Below are 16,779 nucleotides of genomic sequence, written 5' to 3' on the forward strand. Positions count from 1 at the left end.
CGCTACTCCGCAGCCTCGGCCGGCGCGATGCGGCGGGAATGCCGCGCCTGCGCGTCGTAGGCCTTCTGCCAGTCGGACGGGCCGTTCGAGGGCGAAATCTGCACCGCCGTGACCTTATATTCGGGGCAGTTGGTCGCCCAGTCCGAATAGTCGGTCGTGATGACGTTGGCCTGCGTGTCCGGATGGTGGAACGTGGTGTAGACGACGCCCGGCGCGACGCGATCGGTGATCTCCGCACGCAGCGTAGTCTCGCCGGCGCGGCTCTTCAGCCGCACCCAGTCCCCGTCGCGCACGCCGCGCTGTTCGGCATCGTGCGGATGGATCTCCAGCCGATCCTCGGCATGCCAGACCACGTTCTCGGTGCGCCGGGTCTGCGCGCCGACATTGTACTGGCTGAGGATGCGGCCCGTCGTGAGCAGCAGCGGATAGCGCGGGCCGGTACGTTCGTCGGTCGCGACATATTCGGTGACGACGAACTTGCCCTTGCCGCGGACGAAGCCGTCGATATGCATCACCGGCGTGCCCTCGGGCGCCTTGTCGTTGCAGGGCCATTGCACTGAGCCGAGCTCGTCGAGCTTGGCATAGGAGACGCCGGCGAAGGTCGGGGTGAGCGCCGCGATCTCGTCCATGATCTCGGAAGGATGGCTGTAGCTCATCTCGAAGCCCATGGCCTTGGCGAGGCCGATGGTGACCTCCCAGTCGGCGAGGCCGTTCTTCGGCGTCATCACCTTGCGCACGCGCTGGATGCGGCGCTCGGCGTTAGTGAAAGTGCCGTCCTTCTCGAGGAAGCTGGAGCCAGGCAGGAACACATGGGCGTAGTTCGCGGTCTCGTTCAGGAAGAGGTCGTGGACGATGACGCATTCCATCGCCGATAGTGCCGCCACCACATGCTTGGTGTTGGGATCGGATTGCAGGATGTCTTCGCCCTGCACGTAGATCCCCATGAACGTGCCTTCGACCGCGGCGTCGAACATGTTGGGAATGCGCAGGCCCGGCTCGGGGTTGAGCTTGACGTTCCACAGCGCCTCGAACTGGTCCCGCACGGCGTCGCCCGAGATGTGGCGGTAGCCGGGAAGCTCGTGCGGGAACGAGCCCATGTCACAGGAGCCCTGCACGTTGTTCTGGCCGCGCAGCGGGTTCACGCCGACACCGGGACGACCGATATTGCCCGTGGCCATCGCGAGGTTGGCGATCGCGATCACGGTGGTCGAGCCCTGGCTGTGCTCGGTGACGCCGAGACCATAGTAGATCGCGCCGTTGCCGCCGGTGGCGTAGAGGCGCGCTGCTTCGCGCAGATCCTTCGGATCGACGCCGGTGAGGATGGCGGTGGCTTCCGGGCTGTTGTTCGCCTGGGCGACGAACGCCGCCCATTCCTCGAACTCGTTCCAGTCGCAGCGCTCGCGCACGAAGGCTTCGTTGGCGAGGCCTTCGGTGACGATCACATGCGCCAGTGCCGTCATCACCGCGACATTGGTGCCGGGCATCAGCGGCAGGTGCAGCGCCTTCACATGCGGCGATTCAACCATCTCGGTGCGGCGCGGATCGATCACGATCAGCTTGGCGCCCTGGCGCAGCCGCTTCTTCAGGCGGGAGGCGAACACCGGGTGGGCCGAAGCGGGATTGGCACCGATGACGACGACGACGTCGGTGTCCTCGACCGAATCGAAATCCTGCGTGCCGGCGGAGGTACCGAACGTGGTCGAGAGGCCATAGCCGGTCGGGGAGTGGCAGACCCGGGCGCAGGTGTCGACATTGTTGTTGCCGAAGCCGGCGCGGATCAGCTTCTGCACTAGATAGGTTTCTTCATTGGTGCAGCGGGACGACGTGATGCCGCCGATAGCGTCGCGGCCGTATTTCTTCTGGATGCCGCGCATCCTGTCGGCTGCAAACGAGAATGCCTCGTCCCACGACACTTCGCGCCAGGGATCCTCGATCCGCTCGCGGATCATCGGGTTGAGGATGCGTTCCCGGTGGTTGGTGTAACCCCAGGCGAAGCGGCCCTTGACGCAGGAATGACCGCGATTGGCCTTGCCGTCCTTGTACGGCACCATGCGGACGACTTCCTCGCCGCGCATCTCGGCCTTGAAGGCGCAGCCGACGCCGCAATAGGCGCAGGTGGTGACGACCGAGTGTTCGGGCTGGCCGATCTCGATCACGGATTTCTCGGTCAGCGTCGCGGTCGGGCAGGCCTGCACGCAGGCACCGCAGGAGACGCATTCGGAGCCGAGGAAGCTCTCGCTCATGCCCGGCGAGACGCGGCTGTCGAAGCCGCGGCCGGAGATCGTCAGCGCGAAGGTGCCTTGCACCTCCTCGCAGGCGCGGACGCAGCGCGAGCAGACAATGCACTTGGAGGGATCGTAGGTGAAGTACGGGTTGGACTCGTCCTTCGGCATCCAAGCGGCGTTGATCTCGCCACTGGACTTGCCAGGCGTCTTGGCGAAAACATGATTCTCGCCTTCATAGCCGTAACGGACGTTGCGCAGGCCCACGGCGCCGGCCATGTCCTGCAACTCGCAATCACCGTTAGCACCGCAGGTGAGGCAGTCGAGCGGATGGTCAGAGATGTAGAGCTCCATCACGCCTTTGCGCAGCTTCTTCAGCCGTTCGCTCTGGGTATGCACGACGAGGCCGGGCATCACTGGCGTGGTGCACGAGGCCGGCGTTCCGGTGCGGCCCTCGATTTCGACGACGCAAAGGCGACACGAGCCGAACGCATCGACCATGTCGGTCGCGCAGAGTTTCGGGATCTGATGGCCGGCGTCCATCGCCGCTCGCATGATCGAGGTGCCCTCCGGCACCGTAACCTGGTTGCCGTCGATGGTCAGTGTCACCATCGTTTCCGATTTCGAGCGCGGCGTACCGAAGTCGATTTCTTCGATCAGAGACATTGTCGTTCTCCTATTCCGCGGCCTGAAGAGTAGTCGGGGTCGGGATGAAATCCTCCCGGAAGTGCTTCAATGCGCTGAGCACGGGGTAGGGCGTGAAGCCGCCGAGGGCGCAGAGTGAGCCGAATTTCATGGTGTTGCAGAGGTCTTCGACGAGTGCGAGGTTTTCGCTCACGCGCTCGCCGTTGATGATCTTCTCGATCGTCTCGACGCCGCGGGTCGAGCCGATCCGGCACGGCGTGCACTTGCCGCAGGATTCGATGGCGCAGAATTCCATGGCGAAACGCGCCTGCTTGCGCATGTCGACGCTATCGTCGAACACGACGATTCCGCCATGGCCGATCAGGCCATCGCGCGCGGCGAAGGCCTCGTAGTCGAACGGGGTGTCGAACAGCGCGCGCGGGAAGTAGGCGCCCAAGGGACCGCCGACCTGCACAGCGCGGATTGGGCGGCCCGTGAACGTGCCGCCGCCGATGTCGTCGACGAGTTCGCCGAGCGTCACGCCAAACGCTGTCTCGAACAGCCCGCCGTGGCGGATGTTGCCGGCGAGCTGGATCGGCATCGTACCGCGCGAGCGACCCATGCCGAAATCGGCATAGGGCTTGGCGCCCTCGGCCAGGATGAAGGGAATGGCGGCGAACGACAGCACGTTATTGATGACGGTCGGCTTGCCGAACAGGCCGCGATGTGCGGGCAGTGGCGGCTTCGCGCGCACGAGGCCACGGCGGCCTTCGAGGCTTTCCAGCAGCGAGGTCTCTTCGCCGCAAACGTAAGCGCCGGCGCCGACGCGGACCTCGAGATCGAAGCTGTATGCGGAGCCGCCGATGTTCGCGCCGAGATAGCCGTCGCGCTTCGCAGCCTGGATGGCTGCGTTCATCGCCTCGATCGCGTGCGGATATTCGCTGCGGATGTAGATGTAACCCTTGGTCGCGCCGACGGTGATGCCGGCGGTCGTCATGCCCTCGATGACGAGGAAGGGATCGCCTTCCATGATCATGCGGTCAGCGAAGGTGCCGCTGTCGCCTTCGTCGGCGTTGCAGACGATGAACTTGCGATCCGCTTTCGCCTGCGCGACCGTCTTCCATTTGATGCCGGTCGGGAAGCCTGCGCCGCCACGGCCGCGCAGGCCCGATGCAGTGACCTCAGTGAGGATCGCATCCGAGCCGAGCGAGAGCGCGCGCTCCAGGCCCTTGTAGCCGCCATGGGCACGGTAGTCGTCGAGCGAGCGCGGGTCGATCACGCCGCAGCGCGCGAAGGTCAGGCGGGTCTGGCGCTTGAGCCAGGGGATCTGGTCGGTGGCCCCGAGCCGCAGCAGATGCGGCGTGTTGCTCGCGAGCGCGTCGAGCAGGGAGGGCACATCGGTCTCGGTCACGGGGCCGAACGCGATCCGGCCCTGCGGCGTCGCGACCTCGACCAGTGGCTCGAGCCAGTACAGGCCGCGCGAGCCGGTCCTGACGATCTCGACGGCAATGCCACGCTTGGCTGCAGCCTGCTCCAGCGCCAGCGCGACCTCGTCGGCGCCGACCGCAAGCGCACCGGCATCGCGAGAGACATATAGACGGATGCTCATCGCTGCGCCTCTGCAACGAGAGCATCGATACGCTTCTCGTCGAGCCGGCCAATCAGCCGACCGTCAAGCATCGCGGACGGCGCGGTTGCACACAGTCCGAGGCAGTAGATCGGCTCCAGCGTGACGCGATCATCGGCCGTGGTGTGGCCGAGCGACACGCCGAGCTTTGCCTCCGCACGCGCAGCCAGCGCGTCGCCGCCCGCCGCCTGACAGGCCTCCGCGCGGCAGAGTTTCAGCACATGGCGGCCGGCCGGCTTGTGGCGAAAATCATGGTAGAACGTGAACACGCCATGCACTTCGGCGCGCGACAGATTGAGCGCGTGCGCCACCATAGGAATGGCTGCCGCCGGCACGTAGCCGAACGCATCCTGGAGCGCGTGCAGCATCACGAGCGTCGCGCCTTCCTGCTTGCTGTGTTCGGCGATGATCTCGGCGCCGCGCGTTTCGTCCCAAGGCTCGTAAACCGCTGTCATTCTTCGTTCTCGACCGGAGCGTCTGCTGATCGCAAACTATTTGGAATCGTTCGAAGATCAATAAAGCTGTCTCATGCTGCGATTGCGGATTCCGATCGATTTGCGATGGCAATCACTCGATTTGAAATTGCGATTGGAGCCGTCCGCCGGGCGGTTTTTGCGTGTTGGAAGGGGGAGGGCATGCTAGCTTGCATGCCGCCACACGATCGGAGGGGATGACGGTTGCTCGACAAGCTTGAACTGCTGCTGGCGCTGGCGAAGGAACGGCATTTCGGCCGGGCCGCCGAAATGTGCGGCGTGACGCAACCGACGATGTCGACCGGGCTGAAGCAGCTCGAGGAGATCCTCGGCGTGATGCTGGTCCAGCGCGGCTCCCGCTTCCAGGGTTTTACGCCGGAAGGCGAGCGGGCGCTGGATTGGGCGCGGCGCATCGTCGGCGATGCCCGCGCGATGCGTGACGAGATCAACGGGCTGAAGCATCAGCTCTCGGGCGAGATCCGTATTGCCGCAATCCCGACCGTGCTCGGTATGGTCGCTGCGCTGACGACGCCGTTCCGCGCCAGGCATCCCGAGGTGCGCTTCAGTATCCGCTCCACGACCTCGTCCGAGGTGCTGGGGTTGCTCGAGAATCTCGAGGTGGATGCGGGGCTGACCTATATCGAGAACGAGCCGATCGGCAAGGTGCGCACCATTCCGCTCTATAACGAGAGCTATCGCCTGCTCACCGCGCCGGATGGAATGTTCGGCGATCGCGAGACAGTGACGTGGAAGGAGGTCGGGCAGGTGCCGCTGTGCCTGCTGACACCCGACATGCAGAACCGCCGCATCATCGACCGCGCGTTGCGCTCCGTCGGCGCGGAGGCGACGCCGACCTTGACCTCGAATTCGCTGCTCGTGCTGTTTACCCATGTGAAGACGGGGCGCTGGGCCAGTGTGATGCCGGCCAAGCTGGCCGAGACGCTCGGCCTGTCCGACACCGTGCGCTCGATCCCGATCACCGATCCCGATGTCAATTACAGCATCGGCATGGTGATCCCGCAGCGTGATCCGATGACGCCGCTGATCGCTGCGCTGGTCAATGTCGCGCGGGAAGTTGCGCCGTCGCTGCAATCGTAGCCATCAGGCCGCAGCCGATATTCCTGACGCCGACTTCATCGCGTCGCGGGGCAGGGTGACGCGCACGACGGTGCCGACCTCCAGCTTTGAGCGCAGCCGCATCGAGCCGCCATGAAGCTGCGCCAGCGAGCGGGCGATCGCCAGCCCCAGTCCCGAGCCGTGATAGGTCTTGGTGAGCTGGCTCTCGACCTGCTCGAAGGGGCGGCCGAGCCGCGCCAGCGAATGCGGCGCGATGCCGATACCGGTGTCGGCGATCATCAGCACGATCCTGTCGTCGAGCTGCCGGCTGCGCACCACGATACGTCCGCCGTCGGGCGTGAACTTCACGGCGTTGGAGAGCAAATTGACGATGATCTGCTTGGTGGCGCGGCGGTCGGCGACGACGGAGATGGATTTCGCGATGTCGGCGTCGAGCGTCAGGTGCTTGTCCTGTGCCCGGCCGGTGACGACCCGCAGGGATTCCGCCAGCGTCTGCGCCAGGTCGAGCTCTTCCATGTCGAGCTTCATGCGGCCGGCCTCGATCTTGGACATGTCGAGGATGTCGTTGATGACTTCGAGCAGGTAATGCCCGCTGGTTAGGATGTCGTGGCAGTATTCCTGGTACTTCTCCGAGCCGAGCTCGCCGAACATGCCCGAGCCCATGATCTCGGAGAAGCCGATGATCGCGTTCAGCGGCGTGCGCAGCTCGTGGCTCATATTGGCGAGGAATTTCGACTTGGTCTGGTTGGCTTCCTCGGCGCGGGTCTTCTCGCGCTGATATTTCTCGGCGAGATCGGCGAGTTCGCCCGCCTGGCGCTCCAGGGCTGCCTGCGAGCGCTTGAGGTCGATGACGGTGGCGCGCAGGCGTAGATCGTTGTCGACCAGCTTCTGCTCGTGCTCCTTGATGCGGGTGATGTCGGTGCCGACCGAGACGTAGCCGCCGTCCTTGGTGCGGCGCTCGCTGATGTGCAGCCAGCTGCCGTCGTCGAGCTGCGCCTCGAAGGTACGCGCGCCCGGGCCCTGGCTCGCAGTCTCGTTGTGCCGGGTGCGGACTTCGGGCATGCGGCCGACCTCGAGCACCGTCTCGTAGGAGGTGCCGGGGATGACGGCGGAGTCGGGCAGCTTGTGCAGGCGCTGGAAGTGCGAATTGCAGAGCACCAGGCGGTCGCTCGCATCCCACAGCACGAAGGCTTCGGGAATGGTCTCGATCGCGTCGCGCAGGCGCAAATCGGCTTCCACGGTCCGCTCGGCGAGGCTCTTCTGCTCGGTGATGTCGACGGCGATCCCGATCAGGTGAACGCTGGAGTCGGTCGCGCCGCTGGTCTTTTCGCAGCGGACGCGCAGCCAGATCCAGTGGCCGTCGACATGCTGCATGCGGAAGGTCTGGTCGATGTGGTCGATCTTCTCGGAGATGAGCTGGTCGGCGATCTCGAACAGATCGATGTCGTCGGACTTCACCAGCGCGTTGACCTCGCCGAAGGTGAGGAGCTCGTTGCGGCCGTCGAGGCCGAGCATCGAAAACATTGACTGCGACCAGAAGATGCGGCCGCGCGACAGGTCCCAGTCCCACAGCCCGCAGCGGCCGCGGTTGAGCGCGGTGTCGATGCGGCCGCGCACGGCGTCGTTGATCAGGTCGCCCTCGCGCGCACGGGTGGACTGCCAGTGGAAGGCGAAGCCGAGGATCAGGACCACGAAGCCGGTGGTGGCCGACAGCGTCACCGACAGCGCGGCGTCCGAGCCCCAGATCGGCTCGTTGCGCTCCTGGATCACGGTGACGAAGCCGGGCAGCGACTTGATCTGCCGCGAGGTCGCCATTGCAGCGTTGCCGTTCGGCAGCGTCATGTCGGAGATGCTGCCGTCGCGCGGGGGCGCCGCCAGCAGTTGCGCCGTCGTGATTGCGTCGAGCAGGCGGTCGTTGCCCGAGGGATCGCTGTCGACCGGGATGCGGGCGAGGATGCGGCGGTCGAGTCCGGCCGAGGTGACGATGACGTGGCGGCCCGAGGCGGTGCCCCAGGATGGAATGAGATCGGGCAGCAGCGCCGGCAGGCTCTCGATGTTCTTCAGCCGCTCCTGTCGCGCGGAGGTCAGGCGGTCGATACGCTCGGCGAGCAGGTCGGCGAGCGCCGAGATGTCGTGGCGGATCACCAGCCGCTTCTGGCGTGTCTGGTCGACGACCTGCACGAATGCGCCGAGACAGATCGTGATCAGGAACGCGATGATGAGCGTCGGCACGGCGCGGCGCAGCGCAGGCTCCGCGATCAGGAGCCGATGATAGGCAGGTTTCGCGATCGATTGCGCCAATCCTTTGATCGAATCGGATTGGACGCACGCGTTCGCGGCGTCTGCACGCGACATGCCTAAAGCCCCCTGGAAACCTGCTTGCAACTTGAGTTCGGAAGCAGCCCCACATCGCTTCCGAATCATGGTCGATTTGAATCCAGATTTGGCGGGCTGTCGAGAGTCAACGAATCGTTAACGCGAATTTATTCTTATCCAACGCGCAGTTTGTGCGTCGCGCGTCCGCAAACTTACGTGCGCGGCGAGTCCGAAACGGGAACGTGTGACTCCTCGCACATTCTCTGTCACGCGCGCGGCGGTTCGGCGTGACTGATGACGCGCTTCACGCTCGGGAACGCGCGCCGCAACGCGCGCTCGATCGCATCGACATGCTCGTGCACCCGGATCACGCTCATCGACGGCTCGGCGCGGCAGTGAAAGTTGACGATCTCGCCGGCGTCGGTGTTGCGGACGCGGACATTGTGGATGTCGTGGATCTCGCCGCCGGCGGCATATTCCGTTAGGGCGGCGGCAATGGCCCGCACCCGTTCCGGTGCGGCGTCGACCCCGAACGGCAGTTCCGGTTCCAGCGGCTCGATGTGGACGTCCACCTCGACGTCTGCGCCGAATTCTTCCTGGATGTTGCGTTCCAGCGTGTTGGCGACGTCATGGGCGGCGTCGAGCTGCATCCCGGCGTCGACCTCGAGGTCGATGCTGACGATCAGCTTGGCGCCGAGATCGTGCACGGTGACGTGGTGGATGGCGAGGCCCGAATTGTGGGCGATGACCATGATGCGGTCGCGCACGGTCTCGTTGTCGCGCGCCACGGGGACTGCGGTGAAGGTGAGGTCGGTATCGCCGAAGGCCTTCTCGACCGCTGCTTGCGCGCTGCGCTTGATGTCCTCGACCCGGTCGATGGGGTAAGTCCGCGGCACCTTTGCGATCGTGTCGATAAACGTCGTTGCCCCGACCATGCGCACGCGGAGCCGCTCGACGCCAATCACACCCGGCACGCTGCGGATCGCAGCCGTCGCCGTCTCATGCGCGCCTTCGGGGGCACGGTCGACCAGCGTCTGCACGGTCGTGCCGGCCATGCGCAGGCCGAGCAGGGCGATCATGACGGCCACCGCGGCGGCGGCCGCCGCGTCGCCCCACCAGAAGCCGAGGCCGGCGAGGATCAGGCCCACGATCACGGCGAACGAGCCCATCACGTCGGAGGCGAAATGCAGCGCATCGGCGGCGAGCGCCTGGCTCCTGGTCTCCCGCGCGGCACGGTGCAGGGCGCGGGCGCGCCAGAGATTGACGGCGATGTCGATCACCAGCACCACGAACGGCACGGCCGAAATGGTCGGCGGCGCGGTTCCCTCGCGCAGCCGACTGTAGGACTCGACCAGGATACCGCCGGCGAGCACATAGAGCAGGGCGGTGACGCCCAGCGCCGAGACGCTTTCGAGCTTGCCGTGGCCGTAATGATGCTCCTCATCCGCCGGCTTGTCGGATACCCGCACCACCGCCCAGGTGATGATGGTCGCGACCAGGTCGATCGACGAATGCAGCGCCTCCGAGATCAGCGCCAGCGAGCCGATCGCGATCCCGACCGCGAACTTGGCCGCCGCCATGCCGCCACTGGCGAAGATCGAGATCGCTGCGACCGAGGTCTTGTTATGTTGGGAGCTCATGGCGGGGGATTTAGCAGCCTGTGACTGAACATCAAGCGACGATCCACAGGCGTAGACGCTAGTGAGTTGCAGGAGCGATGACCCCCCTGGTTTTGTAGGGTGGGCAAAGGCGCGGAGCGCCGTGCCCACCATCTTTCGGGGACGCTGACACATTGTGGGCACGCTTCGCTTTGCCCACCCTACGAGACCGAGGTCTTTGGCCCCTCGAATGTTAAGGCAGCGTCACGACGATCTTGCCGAGATGCTTGTTGGCCTCCATGTGCTCGAACGCCTTGTCGATGTCGTCGAAAGCGAACACCTTGTCGATCGGCAGCTGCAGTTTTCGTGACTCGACCGCGCCCCAGATGTCCTTCTTGACCTCGTCGAAGATCTCACGGATCTCCGCGATGGTGCGGCTGCGGAAGGTGACGCCGACATAGTCGATGCGGCGCGCCGCGTGCAGGTCGAAGTTGAAATCGGCATGGGTGCCGCCGAGCCGGCCGACATTGACAATGCGGCCTTTTACCTTCGTCGCGGCGAGGTTCTGGCTCGCGACCTTGCCCGAGACCTGGTCCACGATGAGGTCGACACCTTCGCCGTTCGTCGCCTTCAGCACCTCGTCGACCCATGTGGGGTCGGAGGAATCGACCGCGAGGTCGGCGCCATACTCCTTCAGTCGGCCGCGGCGAGCCGCATCGGTCGAGGAGCCGATCACCAGCCTGGCGCCCTTGAGTTTCGCGATCTGCATCGCCATCAGGCCGACGCCGGAGCTTGCGCCCTGGATCAGGACGGCTTGCCCGGGCTGCACGCCGCCGATGGTGACGACGGCGTTGTGCATGGTCGCGAGTGCGACGGGCAGGGTGGCGGCTTCCTCGAAGTTCATGTTCGAGGGCGCGCGGAACAGCCGGCCGTGATCGGCCAGCGTGTATTCGGCAAACGCCGCGCCGCCCGAACCCATGATGCGGTCGCCGACCTTGACGCCTTTGGCATCCGGTCCAAGCGCGGCGACCTCGCCGGCCCATTCCATGCCGAGCACGGTCCCAGCACCGCCGGCCGCGCCATGGGCGTGGCCCTTGCGCATGCCGGTGTCGGCGCGATTGAGGCCACAGGCGCGGACCCGGACCAGCACCTGCGTGCCTTCGGGCTTTGGTTGAACGACGTCGGAAATCGTAGCGCCACCAGGGCCGTAGACATAAGCCTTCATGAATTGCTCTCGCTTCTTGCAGTGATTATTCCGCGGCCTGCGCTGTCGGATGAACGATCATGCCTTCGAGCCGGCTGCGGATGATCGCCTCCGCTTCGCGCACGATGCGGGAGATCAGTTCGGCGCAGGTCGGGATGTCCTGGATCAGGCCCTGGACCTGGCCCGCCGACCAGATGCCTTCGTCCGAGTTGCCGGTCGCGTAGACCATCTTGCCGCGGGCGCCCGCGACGAGTTCGCGGATGTCCTCGAACTTGGCGCCTTCCTTCTCCATCGCGACGACCTTGGTCGAGATCTCGTTCCTGGCGACGCGGGAAGTGTTGCGCATGGTGCGGAAGATCAGCTCGGTCTCGCGCTCGTCATTGGCGACGATCTTCTCCTTGATGAGCTGATGAATGGGGCTCTCTTTCGTCGCCATGAAGCGGGTGCCCATGTTGATGCCTTCGGCGCCGAGCGCCAGTGCGGCGACGAGGCCGCGGGCGTCGGCAAAGCCGCCGGAGGCGATCATCGGGATCTTGATCTTGTTGGCGGCGGCCGGGATCAGGATCAGGCCGGGGGTGTCGTCCTCGCCGGGATGGCCCGCGCATTCGAACCCGTCGATCGAGATGGCGTCGACGCCCATGCGCTCGGCCGAGAGCCCGTGACGGACGCTGGTGCATTTGTGCACGACCTTGACGCCGTGCTTCCTGAACTCGTCGACATGCTCCTGCGGCTTGTTGCCGGCGGTCTCGACCACCTTGATGCCGCTCTCGATGATGGCGGCGCGATATTCGGCATAAGGCGGCGGCTTGATCGCGGGCAGGATGGTGAGGTTGACGCCAAACGGCTTGTCGGTGAGATCGCGACAGCGGGCGATCTCCTTCCTGAGGTCCTCCGGCGTCGGCTGGGTCAGCGCCGTGATGAAGCCGAGCGCGCCGGCATTGGCGACGGCGGCGACCAGCTCGGCACGCCCGACCCATTGCATGCCGCCCTGGACAATCGGGTGCTCGACACCGACGAGTTTGGTGAACCGTGTCTGCAGCATGATCTGTTTCCTCCGCCTGTGTGGCGCTCTGTTATCGTTTGATGGCGGCAGGATGCCGCCCAGGTCGGGAAAAGTCTATTGGAAGGGCGTGCGGTGGAGGCGGGGCGATCATGCGGGGAGTGCGGGGATTCCGCAGGGCGGATAATTGAGGTGGTAGCACCGGGCGCACGAGGGTTTTTGTGCGCCGCTGCTTCAACACCGACGGAGGATGAGGAGCTTTCGGAGACCATCAACTTGCATTTTCTCGCAAGGCACGCCTTCGCCCTCTCGCGGCGTATTCCGCCCGAGCTTTGCTTGGTCGCATCACCCTTGCGGTAACAAGGGCGCAGGGAAGGCCGGGCGCCGGCTGGCACCCGCAAGTCCGTGCGCCAAAGGAATGCACACGGGGTGGACCACAGGTCAGCCAATCGCCCGGCCTTCCCTGCGCGGTGGTTTACGGCTTACTTCGTGCTCTCCCCGGGGAGCGATGCACTATTGCCCCCGTCGCCCCGCAGATGGCTGACGCGTCCGCCCGGTCGGGCAGCACGCATCACTACAGGACTTGACGCACAGACCCCGGGCGTCAGGACCACACGACTTCGCCGTCCGCGCACGTCCTCGCTGGGCCTTCGAGAGCTGGCGTGTGCTCGCACCCGAAGCCATGCGAAGACGCTGTCGGCGCCGTGTCGCAGGCGCGAAAGCCTGTGCTCACGGTTTCCCGCCCTGCAAGGCTCCCCGCGCTCGACGCCGTCGCGTCCATCGCTGCCTAACCCGCGGTTCGTGACGATCGCGATCCGCCCCTTGTCCCGGGTCAGGGTGTGTCGTAGATACGACAAATCCGAATTTCGGTAAAGTGGAATATTTTGGACGATGGGGATTGACAGGCGGGGTGGGAAATTTGTGCGGGTGTTTTGCCCGACGGGCACTCCGCCAATCCATCGTGCCCCAATTGCTTCGGCATCGTCATTACGAGCGCAGCGAAGAAATCCAGACTCTACCCGTGGAGGGACTCTGGATTGCTTCGCTGCGCTCGCAATGACGGCGTCGCGTGGTGCGCCCTGGGGGGCTACTCCGTCGACAGCCGCACCATCTGGCGGTCGCCGTTCATTTCCTTGAGGCTGTTGACGAAGTTTTCGGGGCGCTGCCAGCGGTAGGGGACCTTCAATCCCATATACTCGGCGATGTCGCCGATGAAGCCGGTGCAATTGGTGGTCTCCGCGTTCCAGACCGGCGAGCTCGCCTGCAATTTCTTGATATAGGCAAACACGCGCTTCGCGTCGGCTTCGTTCAGATAGACGCGGTAGTTCGCGGTCAGATAGTCCGGGTCGAGATCGCCGTAGCTCGCGCCGGTCTCCGCCGGCACCCAGGTGAGGTGACCGAGCACATAGGCCCAGGTGTCGCCGGCGGGCGTGAGCCCTGCCACCTCGACGGCGCGCTCGCTGGTCTTGCCGTACCAGACGAACGCGTGGCCCCAGCTCGCGGCCGTGCGGGCGCGGAAATCGACGTAGTACGGACCTTTCTCCGCGCGCGCGACTGCGCGCCGCGTCGTTTGCGGCGCCGGCCGTGATGCGGTCTCGGTCGTGGCAAGCGCGTTTGCCTCAGCAACGCGCTTGTTCGCTTCGTGGGCGGAGGCCGAGGGTGTCGTGCACGCGAGCATGGCCGCGAGCGCGAATCCCGCAAGGATGCAGGGTCCCGATCGATCAGGTTTGTTCGTCACGCTATGCCCCTCGACTGTCGGCCACTCACGCAGAGTCAACGCTTGCTTCTGCGCGTATTTCTCTGCGCGTCAGTAGCGCGCCGCGACGGGGCCGGGCGCCTTGCCGATCGGGGCCTTTCCAACCGGGCTCTTGCCAATCGGCATCTTGCCGATCGGCGCCTGCTCGGAATAGACGGGAACGGGCTGGCGGCGCGGCAGATCCGCAGCATTCGCAACCGTCACCAGAGCAAGCGTAGCACCCACGACAAATACAATCTTCTTCACAGTCATACCCCTAGAAGGTTTGGTCCAAACACGGCACCGCCGTGCCCCCAGACACGCCTCACAGAAGGGCGGCCGAATGCGACCACAGTGCGGCATCGGCGCGACATGTTGGCGGCATCTGCCGGGCGCGCCGAAATGTGATGTGTCTGAATGTTTCGCCCTCGCGCCGCTCGTTCGCTCAGTGATCGGCGCTGAGGCGGAAATGCATCTCGATCTTCGCCGGTGAGGGGTCGCCCGCCACGCGCCAGGGTGAAAAGCCAGGGGTGGGATCAGGATCGGAGGGGAGATCGATCGGCCAGCTCTGCGTCGGCGAACCCGGAAGCGTCAGGCTAACGGCGCGATGACGCGTTTTGTACGACAACGACGTGGAGGCAATGATCGCTTTGCGCTCGCCTTCATGCGCGCGCCAGTTCGGAGGCAAATCGGCATTGGCATACCCGGTCGCTTCCTCGACCTCGATGTGCACATCCTCCGCCTTGTCCGGCAGCGTCATGCCAGCGGGAAGGCGAAACTCGATGTGGAGCGTCATGTAGCCGTGACTGAGATAGGGCGAGCGGATGAGTTCGTACCAGCCCCAATAGCCAAGGATTGCCGCGATGAGTAGAACAGTGAGAGCAAAGGGTGCGGAGAGCCGCGTGGTGCGGTGAGGCGTGGTGTCGGAGGTTTCCGCGGGCGGCTGTGGCGTTGCATTCCGGACCAGGCCGAAGCGCACGAACAGCCAGATGCCGGCGATCAGGCCAACCACGCCGCCGATCGGACCGATGTCGAAGAAGGCGCCCATGGCGATGCCGCCATCGCGGTCTGGCCCGGCCAGCGCGATCACCAGTGCTGCAAGGGCGAACCAGCCGGCGAGCGCGCCGAGCAGGGCGGAGAGGAGGCCGAGGATCAAGCGCATGTCCGGATTGGTCGGGCGGATGGGGATCGCGGTTCGAACCATCCCGCGGGATTGATGGCCTTCACCCGATCCGGTTGAGGCTGTTCCGGATCGTCGAGAAGATGCCGCCGATGTCTTTTCGCAAGCCGTCGAGCGCGTTGAAATTGTCGAAGATGCGGGCGATGCGGTCTTCGACCTCGCGCTTGCTCTTGGTCAGCGCGTCGACGCGCGAGGCGAGGGTGACGTCGCCGCTCGCCTCAATCTCGCCGACGGTTTTGGCGAGGAGATCGCGCGTGGTACCGACGTCCGCGATCATGGCTTCGATTCCGAATACGGGCGCCTTCAGCGGGACGAGGTCAGCCTGCGACTTCGACAGCTCCGCCTTGAAGGCGTTCAGCGTCGCCAGCGTTTCCTGTAACGCGCCGAGGCGCTGGCGCGACTGGAGCACAAAATCGTTCAGCGCATTCTGGCGGTCGACAAGCGTCTTGCCGTCGGCGTCGGTCTCGACACCGGCGAGCGAGCGCTCGAGCTGGGCCTGGCGCTGGCCGAGCTCTTCGAAATCGAGCCCGATGCCTTTTAGGATGTGGAAGCTGTCGTCGATGCGGGCCAGGCGCTGCTCGATCTCGATCTTGTTCTTCGACAGCGTCTCGACGCGGGCGCCGAGAGGGGCTTCGCCGCCGGTTTCGAGCTCGTCGACGCTCTTGGCGAGGCGCTCGTGACCGAGGCTCAGCTCGCCGATCAAGGCATTGAGGCCGGCGTCCGACGCGCGCAACGGCACCAGCTCGGCGTGGGACTTCGCCAGATCTTCCTTGTACTGGTTCAGGGTCGCAAAGGTGTTCTGGACCGTGCCGACCCGGGACAGCAGCGTCGATACGTCGCGCGCGATGTCCTTCAGCCGGTCGGCGAGGTTGTTCTTGCGGTCGTCGGTCTCAAGGTTGTGCAGCGAGCGTTCGAGCTGGTTCTGGCGGTCGCGGATCTCGGTGAAAACCGGCTCGACGGCGCGGCGCTGCTCGGCGACCTTGCCGACCATGTCGCGCAGTTCCTGCTGGCGCCGGCGGATTTCGGCGAGCTGGTCGTGCATGTCGGTGGATTCGTTGCGGCCCCGCTGCAGCAGGGCCCGCTGCTCGGTCTCGCCCAGCTTGTCGTGCAGGGCGGAGACGGCCTCCCGCGGATCGCTCTCGATCAGGTGCCGGACGGTGGCGTCGAGGTGGTTTTGCAGGGCGTGGGCGACGACGACGTCCTCGCGGGTCTTCTTGAGGCGGTCGCGCAACGTGTCGAGGCGCCGGTCCTGGCGCGAGAGCCGCCAGGCGGAGGCGCCGATCAGTGCCAGCGCCAGGGCCAGGATCGCGCCGGTCGCAAACCGCTGCGGGACAGGCAGGCCTCCGAACCAGACAGGCAGGTGGCCGATATCGTAACCGAGCGCCTGCTGGGCGAAGATCGCGATGACAGTGAGCAGAACAAACCAGGCAACCAGGAAAAACAGCCACATCGTGACTTCCTCACGCCGGCACACATTATCGCCATAATTGCTATTGGAGAGCGGAACCGAGATCAAGGGTGGCGGAGGCTTGCCGGACAGGTCCGGTCGCGTGATCCACGGCTGAATGCGTCAGCCGATCGGTCGAGGGGAAGTGGGTTGCCGGGGTTTCCTCCGCGGCGGGGCGCTGGCTCCCTCCGCCGTCATTGCGGGGGGGGGGGGGGGGGGGGGGGGGGGGGGGGGGGGGGGGGGGGGGGGGGGGGGGGGGGGGGGGGGGGGGGGGGG

General features: G+C 65.4%; 13 protein-coding genes. 1 reads left to right on the forward strand and 12 read right to left on the reverse strand.

Translation table 11 applies throughout. The features are described 5' to 3' along the window. Positions 1–2: 2 nt before the first annotated feature. The 3 genes from fdhF to AC0L3K_RS30295 are packed head-to-tail and all read right to left on the reverse strand — an operon-like array spanning position 3 to position 4,928. A complete protein-coding gene (gene fdhF / locus AC0L3K_RS30285; protein ID WP_473367400.1) occupies positions 3–2,888 on the reverse strand; it encodes a formate dehydrogenase subunit alpha in 2,886 nt (961 codons plus the stop codon). Between the two features lie 10 nt (positions 2,889–2,898). Next, positions 2,899–4,455 carry a formate dehydrogenase beta subunit gene (locus AC0L3K_RS30290; protein ID WP_473367401.1) on the reverse strand — a complete coding sequence of 519 codons (1,557 nt, stop codon included), beginning with the start codon at positions 4,453–4,455 and terminating at the stop codon, positions 2,899–2,901. Next, positions 4,452–4,928, reverse strand: coding sequence for a formate dehydrogenase subunit gamma (locus tag AC0L3K_RS30295; RefSeq protein ID WP_219680869.1), 477 nt, complete (start codon positions 4,926–4,928; stop codon positions 4,452–4,454). The genes AC0L3K_RS30290 and AC0L3K_RS30295 overlap by 4 nt, the downstream gene beginning before the upstream one ends. 222 nt (positions 4,929–5,150) lie before the next feature. On the opposite strand from AC0L3K_RS30295, the gene AC0L3K_RS30300 reads away from it, so the two are divergent. Next, entirely contained in the window at positions 5,151–6,044 is an 894-nt protein-coding gene (locus AC0L3K_RS30300; RefSeq protein ID WP_007593359.1) for a LysR family transcriptional regulator, read from the forward strand. Positions 6,045–6,047: 3 nt separating this feature from the next. Here AC0L3K_RS30300 and AC0L3K_RS30305 read toward each other — a convergent pair whose 3' ends face one another. The 9 genes from AC0L3K_RS30305 to AC0L3K_RS30345 form a co-directional block, all read right to left on the reverse strand. Beyond that, on the reverse strand, positions 6,048–8,378 hold the full coding sequence (locus AC0L3K_RS30305; protein WP_354164402.1) for a PAS domain-containing sensor histidine kinase: 2,331 nt from the start codon (positions 8,376–8,378) through the stop codon (positions 6,048–6,050). 227 nt (positions 8,379–8,605) lie between these two features. Further along, positions 8,606–9,979 (reverse strand): cation diffusion facilitator family transporter, encoded by a 1,374-nt coding sequence (locus AC0L3K_RS30310; RefSeq protein ID WP_473367402.1) that lies wholly within the window; start codon positions 9,977–9,979, stop codon positions 8,606–8,608. 211 nt (positions 9,980–10,190) lie between these two features. After that, positions 10,191–11,162 (reverse strand): zinc-binding dehydrogenase, encoded by a 972-nt coding sequence (locus AC0L3K_RS30315; protein WP_473367403.1) that lies wholly within the window; start codon positions 11,160–11,162, stop codon positions 10,191–10,193. A 25-nt stretch (positions 11,163–11,187) separates the two neighbouring features. Further along, a complete protein-coding gene (locus AC0L3K_RS30320) occupies positions 11,188–12,183 on the reverse strand; it encodes an NAD(P)H-dependent flavin oxidoreductase (protein ID WP_007593350.1) in 996 nt (331 codons plus the stop codon). A gap of 1,045 nt (positions 12,184–13,228) precedes the next feature. Then, positions 13,229–13,879: a hypothetical protein gene (locus AC0L3K_RS30325; protein ID WP_473254618.1), complete on the reverse strand. Its 651-nt coding sequence runs from the start codon at positions 13,877–13,879 to the stop codon at positions 13,229–13,231. Positions 13,880–13,948: 69 nt separating this feature from the next. Then, complete coding sequence (locus AC0L3K_RS30330; protein ID WP_007608336.1) at positions 13,949–14,149, reverse strand: hypothetical protein; 201 nt, start codon at positions 14,147–14,149, stop codon at positions 13,949–13,951. A 172-nt stretch (positions 14,150–14,321) separates the two neighbouring features. Next, positions 14,322–15,038, reverse strand: coding sequence for a hypothetical protein (locus AC0L3K_RS30335; RefSeq protein ID WP_246648682.1), 717 nt, complete (start codon positions 15,036–15,038; stop codon positions 14,322–14,324). Positions 15,039–15,099: 61 nt separating this feature from the next. Then, positions 15,100–16,506: a hypothetical protein gene (locus AC0L3K_RS30340; RefSeq protein WP_473367404.1), complete on the reverse strand. Its 1,407-nt coding sequence runs from the start codon at positions 16,504–16,506 to the stop codon at positions 15,100–15,102. Positions 16,507–16,546: 40 nt separating this feature from the next. Next, positions 16,547–16,779 (reverse strand): hypothetical protein (locus AC0L3K_RS30345; RefSeq protein WP_473367405.1); only part of this gene is annotated, 233 nt, incomplete at its 5' end.

It is taken from the genome of Bradyrhizobium sp. MI1.10 (assembly GCF_055811035.1).

What these genes read in the sequence shown, in the direction of transcription:
- AC0L3K_RS30305 (WP_354164402.1), bottom strand. Translation starts at nt 8,378, where the DNA reads ATGTCGCGTGCAGACGCCGCGAACGCGTGCGTCCAATCCGATTCGATC.
- AC0L3K_RS30330 (WP_007608336.1), bottom strand. Translation starts at nt 14,149, where the DNA reads ATGACTGTGAAGAAGATTGTATTTGTCGTGGGTGCTACGCTTGCTCTG.
- AC0L3K_RS30315 (WP_473367403.1), bottom strand. Translation starts at nt 11,162, where the DNA reads ATGAAGGCTTATGTCTACGGCCCTGGTGGCGCTACGATTTCCGACGTC.
- AC0L3K_RS30335 (WP_246648682.1), bottom strand. Translation starts at nt 15,038, where the DNA reads ATGCGCTTGATCCTCGGCCTCCTCTCCGCCCTGCTCGGCGCGCTCGCC.
- AC0L3K_RS30295 (WP_219680869.1), bottom strand. Translation starts at nt 4,928, where the DNA reads ATGACAGCGGTTTACGAGCCTTGGGACGAAACGCGCGGCGCCGAGATC.
- fdhF (WP_473367400.1), bottom strand. Translation starts at nt 2,888, where the DNA reads ATGTCTCTGATCGAAGAAATCGACTTCGGTACGCCGCGCTCGAAATCG.
- AC0L3K_RS30320 (WP_007593350.1), bottom strand. Translation starts at nt 12,183, where the DNA reads ATGCTGCAGACACGGTTCACCAAACTCGTCGGTGTCGAGCACCCGATT.
- AC0L3K_RS30340 (WP_473367404.1), bottom strand. Translation starts at nt 16,506, where the DNA reads ATGTGGCTGTTTTTCCTGGTTGCCTGGTTTGTTCTGCTCACTGTCATC.
- AC0L3K_RS30310 (WP_473367402.1), bottom strand. Translation starts at nt 9,979, where the DNA reads ATGAGCTCCCAACATAACAAGACCTCGGTCGCAGCGATCTCGATCTTC.
- AC0L3K_RS30290 (WP_473367401.1), bottom strand. Translation starts at nt 4,455, where the DNA reads ATGAGCATCCGTCTATATGTCTCTCGCGATGCCGGTGCGCTTGCGGTC.